The following is a 25,430-nucleotide window of genomic DNA, read 5'->3' as shown; positions in this document are numbered from 1 at the left end:
CCCTTTACTCTATCTCCACTGTGGATTCCATGTCAAAATATCCCACGGTGTTTTTTTGCGAAACCACAGCAATGCTGCACACGTCATACAGCCGGTGATGCACCCTGAAATCCTCCTGTTCATATCCGGTGCATCCCAAAGACAGCAGGTATTCTCCGCCCTGCAGCGTCATTTTCTGGGTAAAACTGATGATTTGCTCATCCCCTGGCTGTTTCGGCTCCACAGGCTGCTGCTCTAACATGGTATTGGTTCCCGTAAGCTCAATTCCCATCAGATTTTTCAGGGTAAAAGCAAAAATCGGCTCCGCCACAGTCTCCCGGAAAGCAACCTTCATCTTAATGGTAAACAAATCTCCTTTCTGGATGACATTTGTGATTTTTCCTGTTTTATCTGCCACTGCAAAATCTGCGATTTCCGCCTTTTTATCCCCATATTCCAGTGTTTCAGGATTTACAGACAATGCATTCTGCCATTTGTCCCCTGACATTCCTGGCTTCCACAGGGAAGAATTCTCCCTGCGCTGCTCTTCCTCCTGAGCCACCAGAGCCATTTTAAACCGATCCACGGCCTCCTTGGGCGTTCCCTCCATCACCTTTCTGCCTTTATTTAAGAGAATTGCCCGGTCGCAGTATTTGGTAATGCTGCTTAAATCATGGCTGACAAAGAGAATCGTCTTGCCCATTTCCTTGAATTCTTCAAACTTCCGGTAGCATTTTGATTGAAAAAACACATCCCCTACAGACAACGCCTCATCTACAATTAAAATCTCCGGCTCTATATTGATTGCCACCGCAAAGGCCAGGCGGACAAACATACCGCTGGAGTAGGTTTTCACCGGCTGACGGACAAAATCTCCGATATCGGCAAATTCCAGAATGGCATCCATTTTCCCATCAATTTCTTCTCTGGTAAAACCCATCATGGTTCCCTGAAGATAAACATTTTCAATTCCTGTATATTCCTGATTAAATCCAGCGCCCAGCTCTAACAAAGCAGAAATTCTTCCGTCTACTTCCACTTCTCCCCGGCTCTGGCTGATAACCCCGGTAATAATTTTAAGAAGGGTGGACTTTCCGGAACCATTCGTTCCGATAATTCCCACAGTTTCTCCTTTTTTGATTTCCAAAGTGATATCATGCAGCGCCGCATGCTCCCGATATTCCTGTTTTCGGGACAGCCCCAGCGCATCCTTCAGCCGGGCGGCAGGGGTATCGAATAACTTATAGATTTTACTGACATCTGTGACTTTAATCGCTGTTTCAGACATAACCTCTCCTTTATTCCAGGCCTTAGAGCACATCTGCAAAATGCACCTTCAGCCGTTTGAATACTTTTACTCCCAGCAGGCAGGCGATCAGGGTAAAACCCCAGAAATATGCTGTCATCCCCGGATGCTCCCAGAACCACGCCTTATCAATAAACGCCTCCCGATAGCCCAAAACAATATAATACATGGGATTGCATTTCAGCAGAATAAGAACAAAACCCGGAATTTTTTCCTTCATATCATTAATATCCCACATAATAGGCGTAGCCCAGACTCCAACTTGCAGTGCAATATTTACAATCTGGCGGACATCCGGAAAAAATACCGATACCGCACTGGTAAAATAACTCAAACCTAATGCCAGAAGCAGCGCTCCTGCGCTGTAATACAGAACCTGCAGCACATACAGATCCGGTAGGTAACCGTAAAGCAGAAACAACAGAACCGCAACAGACACAAAAAATGCATGTACAAAAATAGATGAAAATATTTTTACCACCGGCAGGATATCTATGTGAAATACCACCTTTTTTACCAGATAATTATATTCTGTCAGCACTGAGGTTCCCGCACTGAGGCAGTCGGAGAAAAAAAACCAGGGCACGATTCCCGCTACCAGCCATAGTACATAGGGCAACGGCAGTTCTCCTCTGATTTGGGCTCGTGCGCCGATTGCCATGTCAAAAACAAACCAGTAGATAAAAACGGTAATTACCGGCTGCACAAAAGCCCAAATAGTTCCCAGATACGAGCCGGAAAATTTGGTTTTAAAATCATTTTTTGCCAGAGTTTGGATGAGCCGGCGGTTTTGTATAATTTCTGAAATAATGTTTTCTGATTTCTGATTCATAGATGATTGATTTCCTTTTTTATATAGTGAATAAGGGTTTTGGTAGGAAAGACCGCCAGAGGATTCTTCAGTTTATTCTGAATGTTCTGCGGACCATCAGGGTCCCTCCTCTCTGCGAACCATCAGGGCTCCTCCCGGCATACTGCTCTGTGGGAATGGTTGGCGTTAGAGCCGGGTCCCTCCTCATGGTAAGTCTCATGGTAAATTATATCACCTTTCCCCGTAATAAGCAAATTTTGGAATATTTAGAAAAAATTATAAATTTCTTAACAATTTCATGTGAAATCTTCCATTGTTTTTTTTCTTCGATTATGGTAAGTTTATTATTAGCTTTTATTATCATTTTCAGTCAAATTAAATCATGGGAGGTCTAAGTATTGAAAAAGTCAATGAAAAAAATTTCTTCGCTGGTACTCACACTTGCCGTGCTGCTGACGGGAATTCTCTTTGTTCCCCAGGCCGGAAGCTCTGCAGAAGCTGCGTCTTACTTTTATCTGCCCAGCTCCTACAGAAATATGGTCTTTTACTGTGCACCGGATGATCTGCCGGCTACTTTTGTGACATTGAAGGTCTGCCGGAAAGGTTCTCTCAAGAAACCCCGGCCATCCTCCATTCAGTCCCTGGCCAGCAGTGATTCTTCCATTGCAAGGCCTTATATCAACAAGGACGGCGATATCCGTGTTTATTTTTTCAAAAAAGCTGGAACTGCTGATATTACCTTCCAAATTGGAAGCCAGACACTGAAATCCACGATTACAGTCAAAAATTACAGCAACCCATTGAAGAGCTTTAAGGTAGGAAAGAAAAACTTTACTTCCTGCTACCAGTCCTCCACCGAGTATAATTATTTTCATTCCTCTATTTTGAAAAACCAGACGGTTTCTGCCAAAGCTGCTAAGGGCTGGAAAATTACTTCCCTGAAAATGCAGTATGGCTCCGGCTCATACCAAATCAGCTCCTGCAGAAAAACTTCTTTTTCAAAAAAAGTGACTTTTGACGGGGATCTGGATTACATTACATTTACCATGCGAAACACAAAGACAAAGGCATATGTTACTTTAACCTGGAACTGTATTAAAGAAGACTAACAGTACACCAGCCTAAAACAGGCCAAATTATTTTGAAAACGGCATAGCTTACAGGCTATGCCGTTTTTGAATTTTCTATTTCTTTATCTTAACGCTCTTCTTCACACTCCAGGAGCCATAAATCTTTTTCCCTTTTGAATCTGTTTTATAAGCCCGAACCTGAACATAGTAGGTTTTGCCCTTTTTCAGGCTTCCTATGGTCTTGCTGGTGGATTTCCCTGTGACGCGCTTTGCCGATTTCATCTTGGAATTGGTGGCATAGCGGAACTCATATCCTGCGGCGCCAGTGATTTTCTTTAAGGTGACCTTCATTTTCTTTCCGGAAACATTTGTCACCTTCTTAATGGACGCCTTTTCTGTGGTAACCTTCTCCCACTTGGCGTACAGCGTCATATTCTTCGTAACTACTTTTGAAGAAAAAGTCCACTTTGTCTTATATTTTGTGTCAGTATACCAGCCTTGGAAGGAATAATTGCTCCGCTTAGGATTGGCTGGTTTCTTTAATTTATTGCCATAAAGAATCTTCTGGGAGGATATTGTATTGCCGCCTTTGGTATTAAATTTTACCGTGTAAGAGGATTTGGTAATCTTTGCTGATGCAGCTTTGCTGTCCCACATGGTATCACGCACCGCAATCGCCTTTACCGTGGCATTGTGAGCCACCTCAAAAGATTCTCCAGTGTAATAATAGCTTCTTGTAGCCGATGAAGACGGCTCACTGCCATCTGTAGTATAATAAATGTCTGCTCCTGAGGTAGATGTGCTTATGCTGGCCAGAAGTTTTCCACCTGACTGAACTTTCTTAATCTGCGGCGCCGCCACTGTCTTTGTGGGAGTCCCTATGGTTCCTATAGACGTAGGCGTGGCTCCGGAATCCTGGGTTGCCGGAGGCACCATCCCGGTATAGCAGCTTTCCATCTTATGATAATTATTCTGATCCAGCCTTCCGAGAAGCACTGCCGTGCTGCGGTTAAAGTACCCATACATCACTTCCAGCCCCTGCTGTCCATCCAAATCGTCCCAGGTAAGATCCATATTATACCAGGAATCATTCAGGCAAATCATATTCCAGGCATGCTCATTACTAGTCACGCTGAGGGTATCTACCCCGGCTCCATTCATCAACATGGTAAACGCCTTGGTATATCCGGCGCATACAGTATAATTATCACAAAATACGCTGTAAGCAGACTGATGATAGGGGGTCTTGGACACAGGTTTCATATAATCATGATCATACATAATTTTCCTGCAAATCAAATCATGAGCGATCCTGGCCTTCTCCACCTCTGTCTTTCCCTCTGCAATCTGGGCTTCCATGGCGTCAATTTGGGCTTTCACTTTAGCCGTCTCCGCTGCCCTTGTGGTTCCATTGGCAAATCCCTCATAAATGATAGGAAACATGGCTCCGCTGCCGGTCAAATATCCGTTTCCCACAAAATAGTACTGAGGGTTAGAGTAGGAAAACATGGTAAATAACTCTCCTATTCTTTGAGAAGACAGTCCCATATAAGCATAGCGAATCCCGCTTTGTGTTGCATAATAATATTGCCCCTGCACCGGAATTCTGGCTGCATTCTCGGTTCCATGCAGATATTCTCTTGCAATCTGATCCAATGCATCCCAGAATAACCTCTCATTTTCTGTTAAACGGTTATAAATATAATTGGTGGAATACACATCCCAGGAGGAATCATACTGCTTAGATCCCAGCACAGAAGAACGGTATTCCATTGTCCCGTCTGCAGCTTCTTCGGGATTTACAATATCCAGAGATTCTGCTGTCTCTTCCGCTATCCCTATCACCTGGGGCTGTTCCATACCGCCCATAGGAGGCGTCCAATTCTTCAGGATATCCTCATCCTGCACAGGCTGCTCTTGGGGCTGTTCCTCCTGTACCGGCTCTTCCTGAGAAAGAGTCTCCAGCGATTCCTGTTCTTCCGCTGTCATCCTGGCGCGTTGACTGTTTTCGGCAGCGCTCTGGCTGCTGTCCGCTGAATCCTTAACATTCTCTGTGTTCTGAGACTGGCTGTCCGCTGAATCCTTGACATCCTCTGTGTTCTGAGACTGGCTGTCCGCTGAATCCTTGACATCCTCTGTATTCTGAGACTGGCTGTTCTCCGGCGCCTCATTCTCTGGGCTGGAACCACTGCCTGCCTCCGTTTCTATTCCGTCCTGCTGCAAATCAGGGGATTCTTCTGTTCCATTCTGCTGCAAATCAGGAGATTCTTCTTCTGTCCCGTTCTCCTGCAGATCCACAGATACTTCCGTTCCGCTCTGCTGCATGTCAGCTGCTGCAAACGCTTCCGTGGGAGCCATGGAAAACGTCATTATTCCCGCCAGAAAAAATGCCAAAATTCTCTTCTTCATGCTGCAACTCCTACCTTTCTTTTCTGCTGCTTACATACTCCCTGATTCCTCCCCAAATCTTATCCTTATCTGACAAAATCAAATCTTCCTCTGCCATTCCCTCCGGCATAGGCCACTGAATGCCGATTTCAGGGTCCTTCCACAACAATCCGCCCTCATCGTTGGGATGATAAAAATCTGTCACTTTATAACAGAACTCCGCATATTCAGACAATACCACAAACCCATGGGCAAATCCCTTGGGAATAAAAAACTGCTTCTTATTCTCTGCTGAGAGAATGACGCCGAACCATTTTCCAAAAGTTTCAGAGCCTTCCCGCAAATCCACCGCAGCATCAAATACTTCTCCATTTACCACCCGGACCAGCTTGTCCTGGGGATAATTAATCTGAAAATGCAGGCCCCGAAGAACGCCTTTCTTGGAAGCTGACTGATTGTCCTGTACAAAAATACAGTCTATCCCTGCTTCTGCAAAATCCTGATAATTATAAGTCTCCATAAAATAGCCTCGTTCATCTCCGAACACTGCAGGCTCTATCACCTTCAAGCCCTGAATTCCATTGCAATTATCTGTTACCTGAATCTTTCCCATATTTTCCTCCATGCTGTAATTCTTCTGAATCTGTCATGCCAATTCCGCGAAGTTCTATCGCATCCGCCTGCCAATCATACACAGTTTTGCCGCATCAAGCCTACAATCCTGCTGCCACATCTATCAAATACTGTCCATACTCTGTCTTTAACAAGGGTTCTGCCAGCTTCTTAAGCTGCTCCACATCAATAAATCCCCGTTTATAGGCAATCTCTTCAATGCAGGAAATATAGAGTCCCTGACGCTTCTGAAAAGCAGACACAAAATCCGCCGCTGCCAGCAGCATATCATGATTGCCGGTATCCAGCCATGCAAATCCCCGGCCCAAAGTTTCCACTTTAAGATTTCCCCGTTTCAGATATTCATTGTTCACGCTGGTAATCTCTATTTCTCCCCGGGCAGAGGGCTTCACGTTTCTGGCAATCTCCACCACATCATTGTCATAAAAATACAATCCCGGCACTGCATAATTGGATCTGGGATGCTCCGGCTTCTCTTCAATGGAAATGGCCGTACCGTCCTCATCAAACTCCACCACGCCGTACTCTCTGGGATTCTTCACATAATATCCAAAAATCGTAGCCCCCGGCTGGCTCTCCGTCCGTTCGGCCGCTTCCTGCAATACCCTGGAAAAACTCTGTCCATAAAAAATATTATCGCCCAGCACCAGTGCAGCTGCATCTTTCCCAATAAACTCCGCTCCAATAATAAACGCATCTGCAAGTCCTCTGGGTTCTTCCTGCACTGCATAGGCAAACCTCATTCCCAACTGGCTGCCGTCTCCCAGAAGATTCTCAAACACCGGAAGATCCCTGGGGGTGGAGATAATCAATATTTCACGGATTCCTGCAAGCATCAGGGTGGACAGGGGATAATAAATCATCGGTTTGTCGTATACCGGCATAATCTGCTTTGAAATCGCTTTTGTCAATGGGTACAATCTGGTTCCGGAACCTCCGGCTAAAATAATTCCTTTCATGGCCTCCTCCAACATATACTTTTATTTATTGGATATTATTCCAATATTTTCACTTTTTCATCCTTTACAATACTTTTTCTATTCTACCATTTTTCTTTCCAGGATACAAGTCCAGGGCATCAGGATTTTAGCACATTCCCTGATGCCCCGGACATTTTCAAATATAAAGGTATTTCGCGTGAACTATATTGAAAGATTTCCCTGTCAAGTTTTCCGGTACATTCCCTTTATTCTGGAAGCCTTGTATCCTGCCACAATCTTTTTCCAGGACTTCACGCCCAGCATTCCCATATATTTCTTCGTATACTTGCTGGCCTGGGAAGTATCCATATACTTGAATGCATTGAACGCCTCTTTTCCGGCAATTCCCATCCGAAGTCCCTGCGCCGTCTCATTGGCGTTATCTGAGAAACTTCTGATTATAAATGCATCAATCATAGGATTGCAGGCTGCAATGTAATAACTGTAGACAATTGCCGCCGCTTGGTTCGCCTCTCCCCAATTGCTGGAGGTATAGCCCTGCTCAGACAGAATAATCCGCACGGAAGAGCCATAATTTTTCTTGATATAATTCGTTAACACCTTAATATTCTTCATGGTAATATAAGGCGTGCTCACATCATTGGTAATTCCGAATCCTTCCCAGAAGTTGGTATAAGTCAGCGGGAACGAATAGGCATGGTAGGCCAGATTCCATTTCAGTCCTTTCTCAATCTTATTCAGCTGCTTCAGAAACGCTGAAATTACATATTTTGCACTGTAGCCTCCGCTTTGGGTGGCATTCCAGAAATTATCAGTGCAGATGAAAATGTGCGCATTGGAATACTGGGTTCTGACTGCATAGTACAGTGCCCGGAATGCATAAGCGTAAGATTTGAAATACGCTGTCGTGGACATTCCTCCTTTGTAATGCCATCCTGCCGGATTGTTTACCTCATTTCCCAAAATCCAGTTGGATACATAGCAGCTCTTCTTCCCAAACAACCCGCCCAGATAACAGAAAATCGCCTCCATCTTCTCTCTGGAGCTGTTGGTGGTAACATTCCAGCTGTAATAGGGGGCTGCCCCTTTCACTCTGGCCTTAGCGGAAATCAAATCCGTATTTCCGGCTGTCCAGTCCAGCATCACCTGCATAGTCACATTAATATTTCTTTTGTTGCATTCCGTTACCACCTGCTGATAGTAGGTCATAGGATTAAAATAATAAGTTTTGCCATTGTAATTATACGGAACTGTCCCGTCAGTGCACACCATAGACACCGTAACATTTAAAAAATTCTGCCTTGCCCCGCAATCGATAATCTCTTCCATACTCTTGTCAAACTGCATGCCTTTTTTGGTAGAACCCGGCTTATAGCTTGACTTGTTCGAAGCCGCCTTCTCCGCATTTTTTACAAAAGACGTGGTACTGATTAGCTGATACTTGCTGCCGTTTTTAATGGCGATACCGAACATGGAAGTGGCATATCCCCGATTTTCTGCTGTTTTCAGGGTGAATGAAATATTTTTCTTCTTATAAACTTTCGCCGCCTCTTTATACATTTTTTGATTCAGCGGATTAATATACATCAGATAATAGTAATCATCTGAACTTGCCACCCTAGTCTTAATGGTAGCTTTCACACTAACCTTTCCGGTTCCTGTGGCCTTGCAGGCAGTAAGTTTTGCAGAATCTGATTTGGGCTTCTGGGTGCATTTCACCCATTTAGCGTAAAGGGTAAGATTGCCGGTATTACCCTCTGCGATTTCACCCACCCGCTTCTTGAAATTAGAGGTTTTATACCATCCGTCAAAGTCATAGCCCTTTTTGGTTGGCCGGGGCAGCACAAATGGTTTGTCTGCCGTGTAGGTTTTTTTTGCTGAAGCGGCTAGTTTTCCGCCGTTGGTATGATATGTAATTTTGTATTTGATGGCTGTCCACTTGGCGTACAATGTCGCCGTACCATTCGCTGTAGCAGTTAAATTGCTTACCTGTGCGCCGTCTTTGTAAGTGGTTCCTGTGCCGTCTGCCTTGGTGTTCCAGCCTGCAAAAGTAAAACCTTTCCTCTTGAATGTATTTTTCCGCAGGGTAAAAGGCGTTCCGTAAATCTGGCTGCTGCCGGTCATGCTTCCGCTGGTTGCTTTATTCCCGTCATATTTCACGGTATAGGAATTTCCTTGCCACATGGCATAGAGAATCACAATTTCCCCATACCCTCCCAGAGATTTTACTTTATCTTTATTCTTATAAGAAGTTCCCTTACCGTCTGAACGGGTATTCCATCCAATAAAGGTATAACCGGTGCGCTTAAATTTATTGGTAAGAAGCGTCCTGGTTTTGTTATAGGTACAGGGCATGTCATTCATTGTTCCAGTTCCGCCGTTAGCATGATACTGAATGGTATACAGCCCTACTTCCCATTTCGCCTTAAATACAAGAACCGTGCCTTCTGTGTTTGCCAGATTACTGCTGATCTCCGCTTCATCCTGAAAAGTATGTTCCACGCCTGCTATGGTAACCGTCCATCCCACAAAAGCATACCCGGTTCTCACAAAAGCATTTTCCGGAAGCTTCTGCACTTTATCGTACTCCATGGTCAGTTCCGCCATCGTTCCAGTTCCGCCATTGGGCTTAAACTGAATGCGGTATGTAATGGGCGACCAGAATGCTTTCAGGGTAAGATTTCCCTGCACTGGCTGCTCTGTAAGCTTATATTCCGTCCCGTTTTCATCGGTCCAGTACAATAACTTATATCCCTCTTTCACCGGAACTGGAATGCTTTCCGGTGCAATCAGCTCTCCTGCTTTCACCGGAACCTGTCTGATTGGCTCTCCGGTATCCGGCAGTATTCCTCCATTAAAATCAAATACCACCGTATATTCTTCTATCGGCGCCCAAAAGGCTTTCAGGGTGAGATTTCCCTGTACCGGCTGTTCCTCAAGCTTATACTCATCACCGCTTTCATCCGTCCAGTACTGTAACGTATATCCCTCTCTGACCGGAGCAGGAATATTTTCCGCTGAAATCAGTTCCCCTTTCTTCACTTTGACCTGCATATCTGTCTCTTCCGTGTCAGGCAGTTTTCCTCCGTTAAAGTCAAATACTACTGTATATTCTTCTGTTCCTTCCGGAAAATCTGAACCATCGCCGCCTGTTTCATCGCCGGAACCGTCCCCGGCGTTCCCCGAACCATCCGGCTGGCTGCCTGGATCTGTGGCCCCTGTATTATCATTATCTCCCGTCAATGCTTCTGCCTCTGTCTTAGCCGTTGACGCCCTGGGCGCAATCTCTGCGGCATAAAGTGTTTCCGCTTCCGTCTGAAACAGAAGCAGCACTGCCAGAAGCAGTGTCATTATACGTTTTCTCATCGCATGTCCCTCTTTCTGTCTTCCTTGCTTTTCGTAAAATTGGCACTTTTCAATTCCTTATGTTCCGTATATAATAATAATAAAACTATTTAATATTTTCAAGGTTCAGCTTTATTAATTTAACAAAACAATGTGATATAAATATGATAGTTTTGGAAAGGAGAATCCCCTTGCACACAACACCATCCGTTCACATCCTGCTGGCTGCTTACAACGGCAGTAAATATATCCGGGAACAGTTAGACAGCCTTTTGGCTCAGACTTATCCCAATATTTCCATTTATATCCGGGACGATGGTTCTACCGATAACACAGTTTCCATTATCCAGGATTATATTGCCTGCAATCCTTCATCCAAAAAAATTGTACTGCTGGAAAACGGCGGCGTCAACCTGGGCTGCCCTGCCTCTTTTTACCAAATTTTGAAAGAGTGCCCTCCTGCAGACTATTATGCGTTCTGCGATCAGGACGATATATGGTATCCAGACAAAATCAAATGGGCCGTGCAGACATTAGAATCCCAGGGACAGCCGGACAAACCCTGCGTCTATTTCTCCGGCTATGAATATTATACAGATAACGGAGAATTTCTGCGGCACTCCCCTGCCCAGAAAGCCCCCGTCACTCTGACGGATGTGCTTTACTATACCCCTGCCTCCGGTTTCGTTATCGTGTTTAATGAAACTGCCAGGCAGGAGCTGATTTTAAAGGTAAATCCCGGTAAGGAGCTTCACGACCGCTGGCTGCTTCGGGGAGCCGCCTGTTTTGGGCTTATCCTTTCCGATCCCCGGCGCTCAGCCACCCATATCCGCCATTTTGACGCTGTAACTGCAGAAGATTCCAGCGACTCCAATCTGCTTCGGAGTTTTCTGAAAAATGAAATCGGCGGAACCGCCATGACAGACAGTAAGAAATACCTGTCCTATTTCCAACAGGTTTTCAAAAATAAGCTTTCTCCTTCCCAGCAAAAAACACTGTCACTGTTTACCGCACCCAACAGCCTGATCCGCCAGTTTCGGAAACTGTTTTATCCCAGACGACTCCGGGCGCGGCTTGCCGGAGAAATTGCCATCCGGTTCCTGTTTCTGATTGGCAAAATCTAATACTCCATAATTCATGGGAGATTTATGCCGCTTTGCCTCTTACAATCCCAAGCAGCTTTCTGAGCTGCCGCCAAAAACACAGAAGGGAAATGCCAAAGATGGCTGCAAAATACAGGAAAAATCCCGGAATCGGATCTGCGTCCGCCAACAAATAAAATACCAGCAGGCCCGCCAGAATATACCCATACCTGCGCAGGCAGCCCGTGAGAGGAATCTGCATATGCCGGATAAATATCCTCTCCGTCACCAGATACCATATCACAAAGGACAAAAGGCTTGCCCCCGCAATATACCGGTAATCATGAAACAGCAGATAGGCTGCCCCATTCAGCAAAAATGAAATCACAATGGCAAAAATATTGTTCCAGGTATATTCTTTAATCAATTTCAACACTTTAAAATAATTGCCGCACACCAGGGTAATAATTGCACGGAACGCCACTGTGCCGAATAAAATTGCCACAATGGACAGACTGGGGATAAATTTCCCCAGCCACCGGAAAATAATAAATTCCGCTGCATAAAAAGCAAGCATGGAAAACATGGAAACAATTGCCAGCACATCACTCATCAGCCCGTAATATTCCGCATATTTTTCTTCTTCTACCCGCACAAGATAGGGATACACCAGATTAGACACAGCGCTGATGGCAGTGAAAATGACTGAAATCACTGACACCGCAAAGGAATACATGGCAAATTCCGTCTGAGAAAAAAGATTATCCACAAACATACTGTCAATTCCCAGAATTATAATTCCCACAAATTCACTGAGCATCAGAAAAAATCCGTTCTTTATCAATTCAGGAATTTCAATATCTGAGAGCTTCTCCTTATCGCCCCACAATATCATTTTATTCTGCCCCATGGTTATCACCATGCAGATCAAATTGCAGATGGTTATAATGACAAGAATCCATTGAAAATCATACCATTTCAGCAGAATCACAATAAATACCATCACCAGGTTCAAAATATTCTGCAGATAAGTCACATAGCTGTCAATGACAAACCTTTTCGTAAACTGATTGATGGAAGAGTAGAACCATTTGATATTAATCAGCGGAATATTGATGATAACAAAAGCAAAGGCGATTACCTTATCCAGTTCCATTGCAGCTCTGCCTGCAAACAGAATCAGGGACAACGCCGCCACAACTGCAGCCTGGGACAATAGCATAAAATAACTGTATGCCCGAAATACTTTCCTTGGGATCTGATCCAGGTCCATATTTCCATATTTTAGATAAATTCCGTTTACAATGCCAAAATGAAAAAAACCAGCATAGGAAATATACAGCAAATACACTCTGTAATAGGCATAATCCGGAATGCTCAATTCTTTCGGCAGGATAAAGCCGGAAAACAATGCAACCAGTATTGCAAAAATATTGCTGCTTACCACCATAATAACATTGATTAAATTTTCTTTCTTTGTTTTTTCCATTTTACTTCCCTGCTTTTCTCTGAAATTTCTGCCATTTGCTCCCAGGCATGCATTCAACTAGAAAATTAGTTGTACTTTGCGTCCTGTTGTTGTATGCTAATATAGTCTGAGCAGATGGAATGCACAGGACTAATTCTATTTTAATCAAAAGGAACAACTGATATGAAACAGACCATAGCAATTTTACTTGCTGCCTATAACGGCGAAAAATATTTAAAAGAACAACTGGACTCCATTATAAACCAGACTTTTGAGGAGTGGACCCTCTTTGTCAACGACGACGGTTCTTCCGACCGCACGCCTGACATCCTCAGGCGGTATCAGGCACAGTATCCGGATCGGATTTTCCTGTCAGAAAACACCTCAGCCCGCCACGGCGCCACTGGCAATTTTGCCGATCTGTTTGCCAAGGTATCCGGCTATGACTACTATGCCTTCTGCGACCAGGACGATCGGTGGGAACCTGAAAAATTAGCTGAAATGGTTCATTTTCTGAAAGAATGCCAAACAACATATGACGGCCCTCTTCTGACTTACTGCACGATGCGGATAACCGACCAGAATATGGAGCCTCTCTGCGCTTCTTTGGAAGAATACACCCATGCCGCTCTGGGCCGCAGACATCATTACCTGAAGCTGCTGCTGGCCAATTATGTGCCAGGCTGCGCGATGGTATTCAATGCAAAGTTAAAAGATTTGCTCTCTGCTTACCCGGAGGAAATTGCTCTTCATGACTGGTGGGTTATGCTGTTATGCGCCGCTTTCGGCCGTATCGTCCACAAAGATGATACGCCTCTCTCCAACTACCGGCAGCATTCCAGCAACACTCTGGGAGTAACCAACACCCGTTCCACGTTATTTCGGATTCTGGATAACCTGAGACCTTCCGTGTTTCAAAAACACCTGGCTTCCCTGACCAATTGCCGGAGACAGGCTGCCACGCAGGTGCAGACGCTGCTTTGCCTGTACGGAAGCCGTCTTTCTGCGGAACAAAAGGAACAGGCCCAGAAGATTCTGGATCTTCTTACTTCCAGAAATCCTCTGAAAAGTGTCATCTGCGGCTTAAAGTACCCTTATTTGGGCAATACATTTTATGAACGGTTTACCTTCTGGTGGTTTACAATCCCGCGCTGACCCAGAACAGATTTCCTCCTTCTGTTCCAAAGCCCGGTGACGCTTGCCGCACATCCCGTCAGGGACAGCATCCCAGCAAGATTGAATAATGGATAGGCTGCGCTTAAGTACATATAGCTGATAGCCGGGCATTTCTCCAGATGGGTTACTGCCACACCGGCAAATAAAATAAGCAGACTTAATCCGATACCTGTGATAATCAGCCAAAGATTCACCGAATCATACTGACGGTTTTTCCATTCCAAAACAGCTAAAACAGTAAAGACCAGATAGGCAGCTATCCCTGCCCAGGCCAGTATATTGCCAAAGAAGTGATAGATATTGTATACCAGATTACATCTGTCTGACGCTTTTTTCGCCTCCCGGCGGATAGCCTGCTGGTCTCCCTGCAGAAAGAAGCCGTCTACGGAACCGACGCATTCTTCTTCGCTGACATCTGCCAGCCCTGTTTGGGTAATTCTGGCTTTTACCACCTGCTGCTCCTTGTCATATGCTGCAAGAAAGAAGTCCGATACTTTCTTTCCGTTTCCATTCCATTCTGCAATATAACGGCATTTTTCCGCCCCTTCTGCATTAGGGTATTTCTCCTTTACATCCCGGCTTTCTTTAAATTTCAGCTGTGTAAACTGATTGCCCTCGGCGTCTTCAATATAAACTTCCAGCTGATTCAAGTCATATTGAGGAAAAGCCACCCAGCCCACACAGTAATAATCTGTATCAAACATGCCGTAATAGGCGTTATTGCGGGTCAGAATCTCAAATCTCTGGCTTCCTGCAATGTTGTCTCCCATCAGGGAACAGATATTGGAAAACAGATACTGATGACTGGCCACATACTGCCAACACTGCCCAATGGCAGACAGCAGTTCTTTTCGCTCTTTCCCGTCAGCCACATGGTAAGAATCAGCAAAAGACTGCTCCACCAGCCTAAGCTTTCCCTGCTCCACCGCTTCATTTAATTCCTCGTATACTTTTTTATAAAATTCATTCGCTGTCTTGCAGTCCTTATAACATCCAGCTCCATCAAATCCCCGAAGCAGCGCCCAGCCAATCCATCCATCTTCCACATTGCCGTCCTTTGGATGGGTGTCCGCTTTATCATACCGGTTCATGGCGTCTTCAATCTCTTCCTTTGCCGAAGCTAAGGTTGGAGAAAGTTCATACATCCTGTGAAGGGTCTCTCTGGGCAGGCTTACATTTTCAATGGGATTTTCTGATTCTATACCAGTCAAAATCCCCATGGCCGGTCCATAATAAGGAATGCCGGTATCGCCGTATGTTATCGTATTCAGTAAATCTATGGTTTTTGAAAAAAACAGAATTCCCAAAAAAGGCATACACAAAAGAATCAGTTTGGGAAATACCCTGGTTTCTTTTCTGTTTTTGACTAAAATCCCGGCTGCAACTGCCATAATGACCACCGTAAAAGGCAGAATCCAGATGGTATCGCTTTTGGTTTCCCATAAACATCCAAGGCTTACCGCTGCAAACAGGGCCCAGATGCAGTTTCTGCCAAAAGATTTTTCCCGGATTTCAAAATACAGATTTAAAAGGCTGCCAAAAAGCCAGAGCAGCAATACCACGGCAAAACTGTTCCGATATACTCGCTGTCCCGTTTCTACCGCCGTCATAATGGGATGAAACAGCGTAACGGCATAAATCACGCATAACAGCCATTTTTTCTGGACTACATGGCTGATTCCATAAAGTAAAATCATACATCCTGCGATATACAGCAGACTGGTTCCCGTAATATAAGACAGATGCAGTCGGTGAATAACCGCCAGATAAATGGCAAACCCCACTTCCTTCATAAAAATATAGTTATTAAATGGACCTGTCCATTTTCCGCCTGCAATATTCAGCGCCCAGTCTGTCATCAAAGCGTCATCGCAGGCTGCCGCCGGTATCGGATAAATCACTAATCCCTGCACCATACATATTTTTATCAAAGACAACACTGCAATCACTGCCAGAAACCAGTTTATCCTCTTTATCCCCTGTCTCGCATTCATCTGTCAATTTCCTCTCTATTTGTGCCTGATATGCAGAATGCCAATAAAAAAGCTTCCGAAAATAACTTCAATTCCTACCACAATCAACAGCATGGCTGGAATGGTAATCCGCATCATATTCTCTGGTGACAGTCCCCCAAATCCTGTGTTTCCCCAAATGCAAAAGGCAATAATTGTAATAATAATTCCTGCCAAAAACAGCAGCAGGCCGATCACCACTCCTTTTTCTGTTGATATATCCTCCAGCCACCGATCCAATTTGCTTTCCGTTGGAATAAATCCTGTCACACTTGCATAAGAACGGACAAACAGGGAGAACATCACAAGATTAAAACCCACCATCATGGCAGCGGCAGAATACATCAGGGTATGGACCCCAAGTCCCACAGAACCAATCCGGATATTTCCAAGGCTCAGAATTACAGTCAGAACCAATCCTAAAAAAAACAGGATCAATCCCGGATACATAAACAGCCAGTTGGGGCTGTGCATCAGAAGAAATTTCAAATGCCGCCATCCGTCGGACCAGCTTCTCAAATGAGGAGCATGGGAACGGCCGTCCTTCTTCAATGTAGTAGGCACTTCCGCAATTTTCAGATGATTCAGCGTAGATTTCACCACCATCTCACTGGCATATTCCATCCCGGTTGTTACCAATCCCAGCTTCAAAATAGATTCCCGGTTATATCCCCGCAGCCCGCAGTGGTAATCTCCGATTTTGCAGGGGAAAAACAGCCTTGCGATAAAAGAAAGCACCGGATTGCCCAAATATCTGTGGAGCGGCGGCATGGCTCCCGGCTCAATGCCTCCTTTGAAACGGTTCCCCATTACCAAATCATAGCCCTCCCGAAGCTTTTCTACAAAAGGCCCCAGATGCAGAAAATCATAACTGTCATCGGCGTCGCCCATAATCACATATTTTCCAAGAGCTCCGTTGCATCCGCCAATCAAGGCTGCGCCGTATCCCTTCTCCGGTACATTTACAACTCTTGCGCCGTTGTCCTCGGCAATCTGCTGAGAACCGTCGGTACTGCCGTTATCCGCAATCAGGATTTCTCCATTGACGCCGCTTTCTTCCAGATATTTCCTGGCTTTTCCAATACAGACAGCCAGCGTTTCCGCCTCGTTGAGACAGGGCATCAATATTGTAAGTTCGTACTGTTCATTCATTTTATTTCTCCTTATCGTTCCATGGTATTGGATTCTTCCCCTTTGATGTAAAAGCGCATAATAAACCTGGCCATCCATTTGGGCCAGAATTTCAGAAACATGGCATAGTCTTCCTGTGCCCGGATGTTTCCATTGTTAATGCTCACTGAGGTTTCCGATTCCAGATGAATCCTATGCCAGGTCAAAGGCCGCTTCTCATAGACAAACTCTCCCTTGTTCCTAGACAGCATCTCCCATGCCTGCCAGTCAATGTTGCTTTTAAATCCCGGAATAAATACTGTAGCCGGCAAATGTTCTCTTATGTAAGTCACAGATGGACAGGAAATGGGATTTCCCATAGACAGGATTCTCCTGCGCACAAAAATACTCCCATGAAACGCCCGGATTCTTAAAGGCAGCAGCATGAGACGTTTGATTTTTAATAATTGATTCCCGGAAACTTCCTGTCCTTCCCGCAATTCATTGTAATCTGTAAAATAAATCAAGGGATGCTTTGCCCGGTTTAGGTCATGTAACATATATTTCACGTAATCAGGGTGATACATATCATCCTGATGGGCCAGAGTAATCAGCCTAGTCCTGCAGTGATGATATGCAAAATTCCAGTCATTGGCAATTCCCGCTGCTCCGTGATTGACAAACAGCGGTATGCCATATTCCTCCGCCAGGCTGCGGATATGGCTATTCTCCGTGGAGGTAGTCATAATCAGCCTGGTGGGCACGGTCTGTTTTTTTAATGATTCGATGCATTCCCGCAAAAATGGGCTTTCTTTGTAAGCGCAAATTGCAAAGGTATGATCCTTCGGTCCATATTTCATTTTCTGTTTTCCTGCTAATTCTGATACATTTCTTCGTAATATTTCTGATAATCACCGCTGGTCACATTTTTCATCCATTCTTCATGTTCAAAGAACCAGGCAATTGTTTTTCGGATTCCCTCTTTGAACATAGTCTCCGGCTCCCAGCCGATTTCCGCCTTAATCTTGTCCGGAGCGATGGCGTATCTTCTGTCATGTCCTTTTCGATCTTCCACATAGGTAATCAAATCTGTGGTGACCAGTTCTCTCCTTGGATCGTTTTCCGGCAGCATTTCCTGCAAAGTTTCAAGAATAATATGGATAATCTCAATATTCTGTTTCTCATTATGGCCGCCGATGTTGTAAGTCTCTCCCAGTTTTCCATGTTCCTGCACCATATCAATTCCTTTTGCATGGTCATCCACATACAGCCAGTCCCTGACATTTTTGCCATCTCCATATACCGGCAGCTTCTTCCCCTGCAGCGCATTGTTGATAATCAAAGGAATCAGCTTTTCCGGGAACTGGTAGGGGCCGTAATTGTTGGAACAGTTGGTAATGTTCGCCGGGAAATGATAAGTATCAATATATGATTTTACCAAAAAGTCTGAACTTGCTTTGCTTGCAGAATAGGGGCTGTGGGGATCATAGGGGGTTGTCTCATAGAAATAAGCGCCGTCCTCCTCCAGGGAGCCATACACTTCATCCGTAGAAACATGGAGAAATTTCTTCCCTTCCTGAAAAGTTCCGTCCTCTTTCTCCCAAGCTTCCTTGGCACAGTTTAACATCACTGCCGTTCCAAGCACATTAGTCTGGATAAACACCTCCGGATTGCGGATGCTTCGGTCCACATGGCTCTCCGCCGCAAAATGCACTACCCGGTCAATGTCATTTTCCTTAAAAATCTTACGGATGGCTTCTTTGTCGCAGATATCCGCTTTCACAAAGGTATAATTATCCCTAGATTCCACATCCTTTAAATTCTCCAGATTGCCGGCATAGGTAAGCTTATCCACATTGATAATTCTGATTTCATTGTCATATTTTCGGAACATGTATTGAATATAATTTGAGCCAATAAAGCCCGCCCCGCCTGTTACCAGATAAGTTCTCATAATGATTTCTCCTCTTTCATCATATTTGCATCACATTTGCTTCTTATAATTTTCTTATCTTAAGGAATCCATATAAGTCTTTAACGCATCTTTCCAGTCTGCCATTAAATAGTCGCTGGTTAATTTTATCATATAATTTTCTAAAATAGAATAAGCAGGACGGGGCGCCTGATTGGGATTGCGGCGGCAGTATTCTTCTGTGGTTACCCGTTCCACTTTGGTGGATTTTCCTGCCAGCCGGAAGGTCTCTTCTGCCAGATCCGCCCAGCTGCAGCTTCCCTCACAGGTAGCATGGAATAATCCGTAATTTTCCGTAGGCTCCAGAAAATGAATCATCTTGGCCAATTCCACTGCACTGGTAGGACAGCCCACCTGATCCATTACCACACTGACCTGATCATGGCTCTCTGACAGCCGCAGCATCGTTTTGATAAAATTCTTTCCGTCGCCGTAAAGCCATGCCGTCCGCAGGATAAAGTAATGATTTGCAAAATCTTTTACAAAATTCTCACCCTCCAGCTTGGTTTTTCCATATGCGCTGGCAGGCCCCACCGGATCAAACTCCGTATAAGGTCTGGTTCCGTTACCATCAAACACATAATCCGTAGATACATGCACCATTTTTGCCTTTACCTCAGAAGCTGCAATGCTTAAGTTCCTGGGCCCAATGGCATTAATTCGGTAAGCGCTGTCCCACTGCTGTTCACACAAATCTACTGCAGTATGAGCAGCGCAATTGATAATCACATCCGGCCTGGTTTCCCGTACCAGTTCCATCACCTGGGAAATACTTGTGATATCCAGAGCAGTGATTCCCTCTCCTGACTGTACATCTGTATTGATAAATTCCACATCATCCTTTTCGTATTCTTTGTTGATTGCTCTTCCAAGCTGTCCGTTACAGCCTGTCACCAATATTTTCTTCATGGTTTCCTCCATTTTATAACATTCTGTTTATCAGAAATAATATTCTCATAATGATTTCATCTAATGCACTCTGCCGGTACATTTTACGGTTACAAATGATCTGAAGTCTGCCAGGAAAATGTTCCGCCGCCAATATCTGCCGCACCAGCCTGTCCTTTTTTCTGTCTCCCTGATACAGCCTGGCAAACTCACTGAGCTGTCTCTTTAATTTGCCCCGGCTTTTTTTCAGATAGGCTGCCTTGGACTGTACCTCTCCCCAGAATCCGCCTTTGGCTCCCACCACATTTCCCTCATGCTGCCGATAGAGGATATAGGGATTGGGGTCAAATATCACCTTCCCGGTATAAGAAGCTGCTAAATATGTCCACCAGTCATGGAGAATGGCGTATTCCGGCAGCCGCGCCGCCAGAATATCTGCCAATTCTCTGTTCATCACCGCCGTACAGCCGGTACAAATACACTCCACCACTGCATTTCCGAATCCAGGCTTCAGACTGGGCCGGCTCTGTTTTTTCATAGGACTAAGGCTGCGATCCACCAGAATCTTATTCCCACAGTACAAAGCAGGCCCTGTCTCCTTTGTCAGCTTCCGGACTGCCGCTTCCACCTTACGTTCCAGCCATATGTCATCCTGATCGCAAAATGCCACGTACGCTGCATCTGACTTTTTCAGCAGTTCAAAAAAACTTTGTGTTACACCAATATTTTCCCCTGGAAAATATTTTATATGTTCATATTTTGCACTGTAATCTTCCAATATTTTCCTGGTGCCATCTGTAGATCCGTCGTCGCGGATAAGTATTTCCAGATTCTTCCAGCTCTGTTTTAACAGGCTGTCCAGCTGTTCTTCCAAAAACTGCTCTCCCTGATAGGAGGACAACAGAATCTGTACCTTTTCCTTTCCCGTCATGTTCCTGTTATTCTCCCAAACCGCTTTCCACCGCTGTTACTATGGCAGAAAGAGCCTCTTCCTCATCCTCGCCTTCACAGACAAATTCAATGGAATCTCCGGACTTGATACATGCGCCCAGTACGCTTAATACGCTTTTCGCATTGGCTGTTCCGCCTTTAAAGTTAAAGGTGATCAATGATTTGAATTTTACTGCCTCTTTACACAAAATTCCTGCCGGTCTTAAATGCAGGCCCGTAGGGTTTTTAATTATCACTTTCTGACTAACCATCTTCGTTCCTCCAATACATTTTTCTCCGTTTATTGCTTACCTACTGCATTAAGTTTTCTTCCTTCGGTTGCTCCATGGATCATCAGGGTTTCTCCCTGCTTTTGAGACGCTCCATAAACCATCAGGGCTCCTCCCTGCTTTCTGCTTTGCGGCTGCTTCACGAACCATCAGGGCTCCTCCCTGCTTTCTGCTTTTTTGGAATATTCAATGATAAGCGCTGGGTCCCTCCTCATGGTAAATGCTAGGTCCCTCCTCATGGTAAATGCTGGGTCCCTCCTCATGGTAAAGCTCATGGTAAATACTGGGTCCTCCTCATGATAAATTAAAGCATATTCCTCATGATCAGGTCGGCCAGTTCCTTTGCGTCCTGATTGATCTCGCTTTGATTCTTTCCCTCAATCATAACACGAACCAAAGGCTCTGTTCCAGACGGACGGATCAGGACTCTGCCCTCTCCTGCAAATTTCTGCTCCAGCTTCTGAACTGCCTGTGCGATCTCCGGATAATCCATAAAATGTTCTTTCTTATGGTTCGGCACCTTTGCATTTACCAATGCCTGCGGAAGCACTTCCATAATCTGTGCCAGCTGGGAAAGAGGCTCTTTAGTCTCTACCATAACTTCCAGCAAATGCAATGCACTGAGCAGTCCGTCTCCCGTAGTATTTTCATCCAGGAAAATAATATGGCCTGACTGCTCCCCTCCAATATTATATCCATTTTCTCTCATATTTTCCAAAACATAGCGATCCCCCACCTTGGTCTGTTCAATATGGATTCCCCGTTCTTTTCCCATCAGGGTAAAGCCCAGATTACTCATCACAGTTCCTACAATAGTATCCTTTTTCAGCTTGCCATGCTCCTTCATGTAGTTGCCGATAATTGCCATAATCTGATCGCCGTCTACCACCTCGCCGGTTTCATCCACTGCCAGCATACGGTCCGCATCGCCGTCAAAAGCAAGGCCGATATTTGCTTTCTCATAAACCACCCTGGCCCGCAGTTCATCCATATGGGTGGACCCGCAGTTGGCATTGATATTGGTGCCGTCGGGATTGGTATGAATCGCTACCAGATTAGCCCCCAGCCCTTTTAATGTCTCTACTGCAGTATAGTGGGAAGCTCCTTCTGCACAGTCCACTACAATCTTTAAACCGCTTAAATCCAGGGGCATAGTTTTTTTCATGAAAAATACATACTCTTCCCTGGCGTCAAACCGATAGCTGATATTTCCAATCCCTGAGCCAATAGGCATGGCAACATCCCGCATGCCGTTCTTTATCAGGGCTTCAATTTCATCTTCCAGTTCATCGGAAAGCTTATACCCGTCTCCATTAAAAAATTTAATTCCGTTAAATTCCATCGGATTATGAGAAGCGGAAATCACTACCCCTGCTTCTACTTTATGCTTCCGAACCAGATATGCAATGGCCGGTGTGGGCATTACTCCCATGTACACCGCATTCGCCCCTACGGAGCAGATTCCTGCCATCAGTGCATTTGCCAGCATTCCGCCGGAAATACGGGTATCGCATCCCACAATAATTGTGGGCTGATAAGCTCTCTCCTTTGTCAGCACATAAGCTCCCGCCTGCCCCAGCTTCATAGCCAGTTCAATGGTAAGCTCTGTGCCTGCCACGCCTCTTACTCCATCTGTTCCAAACATTCTTGCCATAATTTCCTCCATTCTGCGTCTGCTTTCCTTCTATCTGCAGGCGCACCTTTTTTAATTACTGTCTCTGGTGCTCCTGTCTGCACTGTCACTATTATTTCCATTTCTGTCATTTCCATTACCATTATCTTCCTCGTCCTCAGAACCCCCGGCATTTTCCTGGGTTTCATCCTGTTCTGTTTCTGGTTCTGCATTCTTATCTTCAATGGTAATCTGAACCCTGACCGTCTCAGTCTGTTCAAACTGCTCCCCAGGCAGCGTGATCGTCAATTCTATGGTATGGCTTCCCGGTTCCAGGTCTGTTACATCCAAAGCCGCGCTGATACTGCCGATTTCCAGAGTATCCATATACTCCTTCAGCGCCCTGACAGAAACCGGCACAGAACTTCCGCTGTAGCTAAGCTCATAATCCCGGTTTAACCCGGTCACCTGAATCTTCTCCACAGGAATATTAAAAACCTTGGTTTCTTTCTGCTCAATCAATACCCGCACTGCAATCTGATTAGCGGTATCATCCACCAGGGATACGCCTGCTTCTGCCAGATAGGGCTTAATATCAATGGAAACCTCACTTTCTTCCTTTGCGCCGTCTATATTGATCACATCCTCCGGTATATTGATAGCGCCGATACTATTCAAAACCTCCGCTTCTCCCTTAATCAGCACGGAGTCCGGCGCATATTCCAGTCCCCGGTATTCATAACCCTCTGCCGGAGTTCCGCTGACCTGACACCGGATGGGCACACTCTTCGTTCCGAGTATATTGGCCCGGATTGTCACTGCGCTCTGATTCATTTCCAGAAGGTCTGATGTTATGGGTTTATTGTCTTCATCATACAGCACCGGAACTACATTATCTGAAACGTCATCGGATACACCGTCCACATTAATTGTAGCAGACACACGGCTGATTCTGGACACAACGGATTCAGGCCCCGAAATATTCAATAAATTCGGCGTCACTTCTACATCTCCAATGGCGCAGCCTTCTGCCGGAGTTCCCGTTGTCTCCGCAGTAATTACAAACTTCTGTTCAGACAAATCCTCCAGGGTAATCTGCAGATTTACTGTTCTCTGATTAATGGTAATATATCTGTCATATTTTCGGGCGCTGATTTCTATAGGAACCAACTTGGTATCCCCATCCTGCCTTAAATCCAGCTGACTTAAATCCGCAGTCACATTGAAATCATCACCATTCATTTTCTCCACATAACTTCTCGGGCCGGTGATATAGAACACTGCAATATCTGTCTCTCCCACCACATCCGGCACTTTTCCCATTTCAGCAACCACATCTTTATTGAGAATATCCACAGAAACAGAAAAAGTCTTTGTCATATCCGGATCTGCCAGCTTTACCACAACCATCCACAAAACCACGGACAAAAGAATGGACAGAACCTTCAGTCCGGCATTATTCACCAGATGTTTTATCATTTTCCTGAACATTCTTCATCCTCCTTTTCCACAGTTTGAATCTTGCCACATCCATTGCGCCTTTCCGGATGAAATTCAATTTCCCTTTCAAATATTCTGCATCCACATTCCGATACAGTTCTCCACCGATGGCAATGGAAACATTCCCGGTTTCCTCCGATACCACAATGGTCAAAGCGTCACAAACTTCACTGATTCCCACCGCCGCCCGATGCCTGGTCCCAAGCTCCTTGCTCAGTCCCATATTGTCAGAAAGGGGCAGATAGCAGGTGGCAGACACAATTCTGTCTCCCCGTACAATAATCGCTCCGTCATGCAAGGGAGTATTATGCTCAAATATATTAATCAGAAGCTGACTGGAAACCAGGGAATCCAGCGCGATTCCTGTTCTCTCGAATTCCCCAAGAACCACATCCTGTTCCACAACAATCAAAGCTCCTGTCTTAACCTTCGCCATCTCATACGTTGCTTTCACAATCTCATTGGTTACCCGTTCGCTGAACCGCTCTTGATTTTTCTGCGAATCAAAGGAAAACAGCGAGGTAATAAAATTTTTCTGTCCAAGCTGCTCCAGGGCTCTGCGCAATTCCGGCTGAAATACAATAATAATTGCAATTGCAATTACATTGATGGTCTTTCCTGCAATCCATAGAATATTGTTCATCTGGAAGATAGCGCAGACCAGCACAAAAACCAATACCACAATAATTCCTTTCAGCAGATTCCAGGCCCTTGTCTGCTTAAACCACACCAAAATATTATATATCAGGAATGAAATTATGATAATTTCTGCAATATCCGTCCTGGTAATATTATGGCTGTCTACCCAGAACAGATACTTTGATGCAAAAGAACTTAACGCTGCAAATAAATCCTGTACCATAGTTTCATCCCCTTTCTGTCTTCAAATATTCTGTCATATTTTCTTCATCTACTTT

At 45.0% G+C, this 25,430-nt stretch carries 22 protein-coding genes; 3 read left to right on the top strand and 19 right to left on the bottom strand.

All coding sequences use genetic code 11. The features are described from left to right. Positions 1-4 precede the first annotated feature (4 nt). Together E5329_RS13160 and E5329_RS13155 are read right to left on the bottom strand one after the other, a co-directional pair. Positions 5-1,267: an ABC transporter ATP-binding protein gene (locus E5329_RS13160; protein WP_135989984.1), complete on the bottom strand. Its 1,263-nt coding sequence runs from the start codon at positions 1,265-1,267 to the stop codon at positions 5-7. A gap of 22 nt (positions 1,268-1,289) precedes the next feature. After that, a complete protein-coding gene (locus tag E5329_RS13155) occupies positions 1,290-2,117 on the bottom strand; it encodes an ABC transporter permease (protein WP_135989983.1) in 828 nt (275 codons plus the stop codon). A gap of 377 nt (positions 2,118-2,494) precedes the next feature. On the opposite strand from E5329_RS13155, the gene E5329_RS13150 reads away from it, so the two are divergent. Further along, positions 2,495-3,205, top strand: a complete 711-nt coding sequence (locus E5329_RS13150) for a hypothetical protein (protein ID WP_135989982.1) — start codon at positions 2,495-2,497, stop codon at positions 3,203-3,205. Positions 3,206-3,280: 75 nt separating this feature from the next. Here E5329_RS13150 and E5329_RS13145 read toward each other — a convergent pair whose 3' ends face one another. The 4 genes from E5329_RS13145 to E5329_RS13130 form a co-directional block, all read right to left on the bottom strand. Further along, positions 3,281-5,575, bottom strand: a complete 2,295-nt coding sequence (locus tag E5329_RS13145) for an InlB B-repeat-containing protein (RefSeq protein ID WP_135989981.1) — start codon at positions 5,573-5,575, stop codon at positions 3,281-3,283. 10 nt (positions 5,576-5,585) lie between these two features. Next, on the bottom strand, positions 5,586-6,167 hold the full coding sequence (gene rfbC, locus E5329_RS13140; protein ID WP_135989980.1) for a dTDP-4-dehydrorhamnose 3,5-epimerase: 582 nt from the start codon (positions 6,165-6,167) through the stop codon (positions 5,586-5,588). 100 nt (positions 6,168-6,267) lie between these two features. Continuing rightward, positions 6,268-7,146, bottom strand: coding sequence for a glucose-1-phosphate thymidylyltransferase RfbA (rfbA, locus tag E5329_RS13135; protein ID WP_135989979.1), 879 nt, complete (start codon positions 7,144-7,146; stop codon positions 6,268-6,270). Between the two features lie 204 nt (positions 7,147-7,350). After that, positions 7,351-10,494 carry a DUF5722 domain-containing protein gene (locus tag E5329_RS13130; protein ID WP_135989978.1) on the bottom strand — a complete coding sequence of 1,048 codons (3,144 nt, stop codon included), beginning with the start codon at positions 10,492-10,494 and terminating at the stop codon, positions 7,351-7,353. Between the two features lie 170 nt (positions 10,495-10,664). On the opposite strand from E5329_RS13130, the gene E5329_RS13125 reads away from it, so the two are divergent. Then, positions 10,665-11,597 carry a glycosyltransferase gene (locus tag E5329_RS13125; RefSeq protein ID WP_168356615.1) on the top strand — a complete coding sequence of 311 codons (933 nt, stop codon included), beginning with the start codon at positions 10,665-10,667 and terminating at the stop codon, positions 11,595-11,597. A 22-nt stretch (positions 11,598-11,619) separates the two neighbouring features. On the opposite strand, the gene E5329_RS13120 is transcribed toward E5329_RS13125, so the two are convergent. Continuing rightward, a complete protein-coding gene (locus E5329_RS13120) occupies positions 11,620-13,044 on the bottom strand; it encodes an MATE family efflux transporter (protein ID WP_135989976.1) in 1,425 nt (474 codons plus the stop codon). 162 nt (positions 13,045-13,206) lie between these two features. Between E5329_RS13120 and E5329_RS13115 the strand changes: the two genes are divergently transcribed. Further along, on the top strand, positions 13,207-14,178 hold the full coding sequence (locus E5329_RS13115) for a glycosyltransferase family 2 protein (RefSeq protein WP_135989975.1): 972 nt from the start codon (positions 13,207-13,209) through the stop codon (positions 14,176-14,178). Here E5329_RS13115 and E5329_RS13110 read toward each other — a convergent pair. The 12 genes from E5329_RS13110 to cdaA are packed head-to-tail and all read right to left on the bottom strand — an operon-like array spanning position 14,136 to position 25,375. After that, positions 14,136-16,193, bottom strand: a complete 2,058-nt coding sequence (locus tag E5329_RS13110; protein ID WP_135989974.1) for a hypothetical protein — start codon at positions 16,191-16,193, stop codon at positions 14,136-14,138. The genes E5329_RS13115 and E5329_RS13110 overlap by 43 nt on opposite strands. A 15-nt stretch (positions 16,194-16,208) precedes the next feature. Next, the gene (locus E5329_RS13105) at positions 16,209-17,363 is read right to left on the bottom strand and encodes a glycosyltransferase family 2 protein (RefSeq protein WP_135989973.1); all 1,155 of its coding nucleotides are present in this window, start codon (positions 17,361-17,363) and stop codon (positions 16,209-16,211) included. An 11-nt stretch (positions 17,364-17,374) separates the two neighbouring features. Then, complete coding sequence (locus E5329_RS13100; RefSeq protein WP_135989972.1) at positions 17,375-18,181, bottom strand: glycosyltransferase family 2 protein; 807 nt, start codon at positions 18,179-18,181, stop codon at positions 17,375-17,377. 14 nt (positions 18,182-18,195) lie between these two features. Beyond that, positions 18,196-19,275 (bottom strand): dTDP-glucose 4,6-dehydratase, encoded by a 1,080-nt coding sequence (gene rfbB, locus E5329_RS13095; RefSeq protein WP_135989971.1) that lies wholly within the window; start codon positions 19,273-19,275, stop codon positions 18,196-18,198. 54 nt (positions 19,276-19,329) lie between these two features. Then, entirely contained in the window at positions 19,330-20,202 is an 873-nt protein-coding gene (gene rfbD / locus E5329_RS13090; RefSeq protein ID WP_135989970.1) for a dTDP-4-dehydrorhamnose reductase, read from the bottom strand. A 13-nt stretch (positions 20,203-20,215) separates the two neighbouring features. Further along, the gene (locus E5329_RS13085; protein WP_135989969.1) at positions 20,216-21,112 is read right to left on the bottom strand and encodes a glycosyltransferase family 2 protein; all 897 of its coding nucleotides are present in this window, start codon (positions 21,110-21,112) and stop codon (positions 20,216-20,218) included. Between the two features lie 7 nt (positions 21,113-21,119). Then, positions 21,120-21,383, bottom strand: a complete 264-nt coding sequence (locus E5329_RS13080; protein WP_135989968.1) for an HPr family phosphocarrier protein — start codon at positions 21,381-21,383, stop codon at positions 21,120-21,122. A gap of 29 nt (positions 21,384-21,412) precedes the next feature. Further along, a complete protein-coding gene (locus E5329_RS30690) occupies positions 21,413-21,544 on the bottom strand; it encodes a hypothetical protein (protein ID WP_275443243.1) in 132 nt (43 codons plus the stop codon). A gap of 6 nt (positions 21,545-21,550) precedes the next feature. Beyond that, positions 21,551-21,676: a hypothetical protein gene (locus tag E5329_RS30685; RefSeq protein ID WP_275443242.1), complete on the bottom strand. Its 126-nt coding sequence runs from the start codon at positions 21,674-21,676 to the stop codon at positions 21,551-21,553. A gap of 29 nt (positions 21,677-21,705) precedes the next feature. Beyond that, positions 21,706-23,055: a phosphoglucosamine mutase gene (gene glmM / locus E5329_RS13075; protein ID WP_135989967.1), complete on the bottom strand. Its 1,350-nt coding sequence runs from the start codon at positions 23,053-23,055 to the stop codon at positions 21,706-21,708. A gap of 51 nt (positions 23,056-23,106) precedes the next feature. Continuing rightward, positions 23,107-24,504 (bottom strand): CdaR family protein, encoded by a 1,398-nt coding sequence (locus E5329_RS13070; protein WP_135989966.1) that lies wholly within the window; start codon positions 24,502-24,504, stop codon positions 23,107-23,109. Continuing rightward, the gene (gene cdaA, locus E5329_RS13065) at positions 24,470-25,375 is read right to left on the bottom strand and encodes a diadenylate cyclase CdaA (protein WP_135989965.1); all 906 of its coding nucleotides are present in this window, start codon (positions 25,373-25,375) and stop codon (positions 24,470-24,472) included. Before cdaA ends, E5329_RS13070 begins: the two co-directional genes overlap by 35 nt. Between the last annotated feature and the right edge of the window lie 55 nt (positions 25,376-25,430).

The sequence above is a fragment of the Petralouisia muris genome (genome assembly GCF_004793545.1).
Taxonomy (GTDB): domain Bacteria; phylum Bacillota; class Clostridia; order Lachnospirales; family Lachnospiraceae; genus Petralouisia; species Petralouisia muris.
This window is presented reverse-complemented; position numbering and strand designations above follow the sequence as displayed.